This window comes from uncultured Pedobacter sp., from assembly GCF_913776295.1.
Classification (GTDB): domain Bacteria; phylum Bacteroidota; class Bacteroidia; order Sphingobacteriales; family Sphingobacteriaceae; genus Pedobacter.
The window spans coordinates 129,103-136,038 of sequence record NZ_CAJYOJ010000064.1 but is presented as its reverse complement, the minus strand read 5'-3'; the positions used below and the strand labels follow the sequence as shown (position 1 = coordinate 136,038).

Annotated in this window: 3 protein-coding genes; all 3 read right to left on the bottom strand. The window is 39.4% G+C overall.

Annotation, left to right across the window (positions count from 1 at the left end; translation table 11 throughout):
- Positions 1-307, bottom strand: a 307-nt coding sequence (gene tssD / locus QZ738_RS14295; RefSeq protein WP_293788434.1) for a type VI secretion system tube protein TssD, incomplete at its 3' end; no start/stop codon positions are given.
- A 338-nt stretch (positions 308-645) separates the two neighbouring features.
- On the bottom strand, positions 646-3,072 hold the full coding sequence (locus QZ738_RS14290) for a GAF domain-containing protein (RefSeq protein WP_293788433.1): 2,427 nt from the start codon (positions 3,070-3,072) through the stop codon (positions 646-648).
- A 142-nt stretch (positions 3,073-3,214) separates the two neighbouring features.
- Positions 3,215-6,820 (bottom strand): metallophosphoesterase, encoded by a 3,606-nt coding sequence (locus QZ738_RS14285; protein WP_293788432.1) that lies wholly within the window; start codon positions 6,818-6,820, stop codon positions 3,215-3,217.
- Positions 6,821-6,936: the final 116 nt, after the last annotated feature.

The window sequence follows — 6,936 nt, the reverse complement described above, 5'->3', positions numbered from 1 at the left end:
CGCCCACAATGTTTATCCCTTCGGAATATTTAACAATGTAGCCATCTTCGAAATGAACTTCTTTCATTTTGGCATCTTCCTCTGTTTTCTTGATCAGAAGGGTTCCTGTAATAGGTTTGTACTGGTTGTTTACCATCGCCTCGATAATTGAGGTGTCTTCGGTTGATTCGATCTCAATGTCGATGGTACCGCCGTAAACTCCGGAAGAGGGTCTTCCTTTCGCATCTACATCACGGTTTAACGCATAGGCACAGTTGAGCACATCGTACTCCTTGCCCGAAAAATTTAATCTAGCTTTGAAAGCCATAGTTTTAAAATTTAAAGGTTAAAAATTTGATTATCAGTAGCTTCCGCTACCGTAACCCATCAACCAAAGATCAGGCCAATCATTTATAAAAAACTCACAATGAAGGGATAACGACTCAAGAAACGGTTTGGAAAGCGCTATTGCGAATTAGAACAGGGGTTTTATAAAATGAAAATGTTAAAAAATTTCTAACATACTGAACTCAGACAAAAAAAACTACACAAAAAAATACACAAATTATGTAATTATTCTACAAATTGATACAATTATCCCCATGGTATTTAACATGCAAAAAAAATCCCCCAATTTAATTTGGAGGATTTTACTAAACGATCTGTCTAATGTTGTAATACTTTCGCAATTTCCTTTTCGATAGATTTGATCTCTTTTGGCTTAAGTTTTTTAGCTGTATCTGCTTTAGTTGCCGCTTTATCTTCCAGGTATTTAACTCCTACCCTTAAGGCCTTCAAGCCTGATACACCTTGAAGCTCATCCAATTCAAGCTGTTCTAAATCGTCGTTTAAATAGCCCTGAACCTGCATGTACTTGATATACTCGATATACTCCTTAGCTTCTTCCGGATTAAAGTAAACCATTGAGATTTTATGCGGTTGTGTTAAACGCTCCGTAGTGCCTTTTATCATCACTTTATCAATACGTTTTTTCACTACTTCGTAACGTATATTATAAGCTCCTTCTACATCGAAACGGCGCTCATCATTCCTGAAACTAATATCGATAGCATTTGAATGGATAAAAATCAACTGCGTAGTTTCGAGTGCACATGGCATTTCGGCGATTAAATCCTTTGATAACCGGGCAATATCAACCATAGAGGTAAGCTGCCACAAACGGATATTTTTCAGGTAAAGTAAATCGAAGGGTTTTTCGGGTGCAATATCTTGTCCGATATAAATATCGTACTCTACCCCATCGGTTCTGAACTTGGCAAAATAGCAAGGATAAGAAGCCTGCAGCTTCGATTGCGATTTTCCCAGGTACTGGCTCACTTCGGTATTGATGAGCTGCATGGAAACCTCAAGCTGCCTGCGGTTCTCGAATGCAGAGCCGGTTTCGGGCACCACCACTTCGAAATACTGATCAATGACTTCAGCGGTGTCAGGGTGGTTTGCTTTAATGATCGATAAGAAAGGGTAAACCTCAACTTCCAAAAACTCGTTCAACTGGCTTTCTTCGTTTGAAGAAGCAAAATCCCCTATTCTTTTAATCCAGTCTTTACAGTTGAAAATCAGCTTATCAATTAATTCTAACGCAACGTTTTTACTGATGAATTTTAACGTATCAATTAAGGTCTTCAACTGTACTTCCAAATCATTTTTTAACGCTTTATTACGCTCGGTAGTAGAGTTGCGGATATCAATCGCGCCAAAAAGCGGGTACAAATGTTTAAAGGTAATGGTTTCGATTTCTTTCAGCTTGTGATAACCATTATTCTGCTGCAGGAAGTGCCAAACGGCCTCGTTAAATTTCCACTGAACGGAAGGCTGTAAGGCGGTAAATTTATCCATCAGGATTTCGTCCATTTTGGCATTAAATTCCTCAATGCTGTATTGGAAAAGCTGACCGATCAAAGGCATCGCCGGACGCAACCTGGATAACAGTTTATCATCAACTGCTACTGCATCTTTGGAATACACTTCTAATACCCCGGCCAATTCTTTATTGTAATAAATAGGCAGTACCGAATAAGAATTAACACCGGCAGCTTTTAAAACCTTTAAAAAGGGGTCATTCTCTATCTGTTCTTCTTTAATGGCACTTACAAATATAGACCGCGGATTTTCCTTGTATTTATCAACCAGTGCGTAAAAAACTTCTTCTTCTAAATTGGAAGCCTTTGCCGAATTGATGAGCATACTTTGAGAAAACTCCTGATTATCAAATACCAGCTTATTGTTAACCGTTAAAAAAGGCATCAGACCGAACTCCAGCTTACTGTTACCACTTAGTGTTTTTAAAGCATGTATGACGTGGCTATATGCTTCAGTTTGGTAGTTATGATCAACCAATGCACCACGGATACCTTCAATAGAGTGCTGTAGCGTAACATCCGTAATGGAAATGATGCTGAAGCCTTCAAAATGGAAATTTGTCAGCGGCAGGTGTTCCAGCAGGTATTCCAATTCAGTTTCTTCCTGGAAATGTTTACTCAGCGCCTCAAAATTCAGCTCAGGTAAATCACCCTTGTGCATAATATCTACAAACTTGGTATCGGTCTGGATATTATAGTATTGCGTAAGCTTAGTATCCTGATTAATGTGTGCATAAATAATCTCATTTTTGAGTACGGAAGTAAAATTATAGAAACGCCCCAGAATGATGTTATAGATAAATTTAAGCTGTTTTTTCTCAACAGGCTCGTTATCTTTGGTTACTTTACTTTTAGGATCGTGATCCTTAAAAAATTTATAGAATGCATTGGTACTAAAGAAAATCTGATCTGGAATGGGTGTAGTTAATGCCCAAAACAAATCGTCTTCATTATCCATTAAAGGGGTTAGAATGGTAAAAATTAATTCTAAAGTATCTTTATATTGAGATAAATCCTCCGCACTGATATTGCCAAGCAATACATCATCCTTTTCTATTTTTTGAAGTAAAAACCTGTAAAATTCAGATTTGACTGATTTTTCTGTTTTCAACCTGCCTTTTAAATATTCCACAAGCGGGCGGAAAGACAGCGCTGAATCTACCTGGCAATGTATACATTCGTTTTTATGTATCTGTATGACATTGGTGTTCATTGTATAAGTTTTGCTATAGGGTAAAAATTATATTTTTCTAATATGTTACTAATCAACTGCAAAGATAGGTACTATCCCGTCGGTTGTTAGTCTGCTGAACGTAAATACTTTGGTAAAACATCCATCATACAGTTATACAAATTTAGTACCTAAAATTGATTGACACGTACGGATACCATCCATCTGTGGAATGTCCCATTACAAATCGCACAACCGTGAGTGATGCGGGAGCAAAATAAACCCCTCCTCCTACGCCATGATGCCAGATTGTTGATTTTTCGTCACGTTTCCAAACCCTGCCCACATCATAAAAGCCGAGCAAGCCAACTTGTCCGGGTAAAACATAACTTACCAGATCCCCAAGCTTTGCCCGAAGTTCTAAGTTATTATAAAACATATGTTCACCAGCAAACCTAAACTGCCGATAGCCTAAGAGATTGCCCTGACCGCCTAAAAATAAGGCCTGGTAAAATGCAGGTTTACCCACAGTTATTCCTCCGCCGAAACGATCGGCCAGAATAAAGTTCTTTCTGCCATCTAAATTTTTGTAAAGGGCAATGCTTCCTGTAAACTGCGCTATAGAATTAGAATATTTATTTACGCCTTTATAGCCTAAAAGTTTAAAATCTACAAAACTGCCGAGTGTTGGCAAAAGGTCGTTATCCCGGGTATTATTGGTAAAGTTTACAAATGCGCCGGCAAACATCTTTTCGTTGCGTACGGTTAAGCTATCTGAAGAGTGCAACTGGCTGGTATTTTCGATAAACCGGCCCTCGTTATCTTCTTTGTTAAATTTATAATACTGAAAAGCAGGCCCCACGCTGAAGGAAGATTTTGGACGGCGCCAGCGGAGGGCAGCATCAACCTGATAGAGGTTAAAACGGGCCCGGTAGTACCTGATCTCATCGCCATGTTCATCAAAACGGGTTTCGTTACCAAAACCAAAGAAATTTTGTGTATTGTTCGGCGCAAAAGCATCGCCTTTTAAAACAAAATCGGCTTTACCCAAAGCTTTTAACCACTCACCTTTATAATTGAACCTAAAAGCTTTGGTAGAGAAAGAATGTAAAAACGAAACCGTTTGCGAATTGCCATAAGGTTGTTTTCGGAAACCCGGGTTGGTTTGTTTATAGATTAAGCCTAACAAAACACCATCATCCTGATTGTAACCCGCATTTAGTAACCAGGAACTGCGACGGTACATATCTTTGGGGATGTAACTAAAATTTGAAGTATCATTAGAGATGATCTTCCTGATCTTATCCTGATCATTGCCCAGATAAGTTGCTTTGGTAGTGCGCCCATAAAGCCTTACACTACCATTACTGTTGGCAAAATCGTAAACTTTATTGCCCTTGCCACCAATAATCCGCAGTTTAATTTTCGAGTTTTTATTATCCAGTATCAGGCTGTCATTACCGTTATGCATATATACCCTGATCTCTTTGGTTACCTTCGGATCAAATTTCCGGTCAAAAAGCTCATCTTTGATATTGCCTTCCTTCGAAATTTTATTGATTTTTACCCGTAGGCCGTCATTAGCAGCGTCAGTGATCTGAATGAGTTCATTTTTATTGCTTACTTCAATATCTACAATGCGGTTAAAGAAGTGGTAATATTGGTTCATCAATTTTGGCAGGGTAGCAATCCGATTTCGGAGCTGTGCCATAAAGGCATCGTGATGTAATGAATAACTCGGTTCAGGCAATTTTTTTAATGCTCTTTCAAAAACGGCATCATTGTAATTTGCACAGAAATCTTTCACAATTTTATCAAATTCCTCCTCATCAATATTGGCAGTCCAGCGGCTGCTGATTTCTCTTCCCTCCCATAAAAACCAATTAATATCTTTTATACCGCGCTCATAGCCCTGCATCATGGGCAATAAAGAAGAGGATTGCGTATAACGTTGCAAAAGTCCGTCTGACCTGAAAAATACCTGGTCGCGATCTCGTGGAACCGGTGAATAAAGAGAACCATCTTTGGTTTTAGTTTCTTTCCAGCGCCATTGGTCTTCATGCCTGTCCCAATCGCCTAATAATACATCAAATGCCCTGGCCCTAACCCATGCCGGTCCATCTAATCTATTATCGTTATCTTCGGTAAGTTTTTTATCCATCTTCGGAGAATTGTCTGATTCTCCTGTAGGTTCCCTTTCTTCGAACAAACATAAGGTATTGGCAAAAGCGGGTTCAAATTCTCCGAGGTTATCATCTGGCGACACCCAGCCGATGATGGGGTTGCTATGTGCAATGCCACCAGCTTCGGCAAGTTCTGGCACTACCAGCGCCGAAAAAGGATGTTGCGCCGACATATTATCTTTTAAAATATCTTTGGCAAATGTTTCGCGCAATGCTGCAGGTAACAACACCTCCGGAAATTTTTCTACACTGCGCAATACGTACTCTTTACCATTTTTATCTTCTAATCGTAACGATCGAGATTGGTTACCCCCGCCACGTTTTGTGGCTTTTAAACCTCCCATCATCTGGGAAATCCGCAGTACAGGCACTTTTGTTTTTGCAGCGTATTCTTTGCGGTAATTTTCGCCAAAAATAACGCGGTGAAAACGTCCGACACTATCGTATTCTGGTTTTACGCGTACAAAAATACTGTCAGCCGTAATCGGTTTATCTCTGTTTCTGATCTTTTTCGGTATGGTTTCAAATTTTTTGGTATAACTGTAAACTTTTTTAACGCTCGTATCTGAATAAATATAATATTCATAACGCATATCGTTGTTTTTCAACTGATCGGCCACCACATAACCTTGCTGCATTTCGTGAAACAACGAGGCTTTACCTTCTTTATTGGGTGATACTTTGGATCCTGAACCGCTGATCACCTGCAGTTGTTTTCCTTTGATTAACTGGAGGCCATGTTCATGCCCGGCAACGTAGGTCACGTTTGGATAATCGCCAAATACACCGGTAACCGATTTGATCATATCTTTATAAGCCGGATGGTTTAAATCTTCGGGGCTTAATAAGGTAGAACGTAATAAAGGATAAACAGAACCCAAGCCAGGCAAAGGGATATAAAGATTTTTATTCAAAGATGTTAACGGGAAAAGATGGTTCCTTAAATTAAAATAACCACCGTGGGGGCCATAACTCTGGAAGGGATGGTGAGATGCCAAAAGGATTACTTTATCTTTATTTTCCGCCAGTAATTCGTCCATTTTTACCAGCACCTCATCTTTAGTATGGCAATCGCAATCATCATTAGGATTAGTTTTATTGTACGGGAACAACCACCATTCGCTATCGTAGGCGATGATGGTCAGTTTATCTGTCAGGTTGATGGCTACGGGGTCGGGGCAACCATTATCAGGGATTAGTTTAAGCAAAGGATCATTCTGTTCTCTGAGAAAATCGCCCTGGGCTTTAATTTTAGCAAGGCCTTTTGGTCCGGACTTATCCCAATCGTGGTTTCCTGGAATAAAATAAACCGAAGCACCCATTTTGCGCATCGGTTCAAACTGCGAACGCAGAATCTTTTTGGTTTCCTCTTCTTCTACACTGCCAGGCAAACCCATTCCGGTTGGGTAAATATTATCCCCGAGATATAATACGGTAGTTTTCTTAGGGAGAATCTGCTTTGCTGCATTTTTTAAATCCTGCATTTGGGCAGCGTTCATTTCGCCTGCATCGCCAAAGAGAATTACACGATATTTTACGTCATCCTGTGCAAAGGCAATGAAACTGATTAAAAATAAGATGGTAAAAAGGGTAAAGCTTTTAATCATATTTTCGGCATTTGTATAAAGGTAGTGATTTTAAAATTTAATTTTTTTTCAGGAATTTCACCTGGTGCGCCATCGAGCTTTATCATCAATAATGAGCTGTCATCCTGCGCTCGTTG

Excerpts from the sequence above, each read along its gene's own strand:
- QZ738_RS14290 (WP_293788433.1), bottom strand. The coding sequence starts at position 3,072 with ATGAACACCAATGTCATACAGATACATAAAAACGAATGTATACATTGC.
- QZ738_RS14285 (WP_293788432.1), bottom strand. The coding sequence starts at position 6,820 with ATGATTAAAAGCTTTACCCTTTTTACCATCTTATTTTTAATCAGTTTC.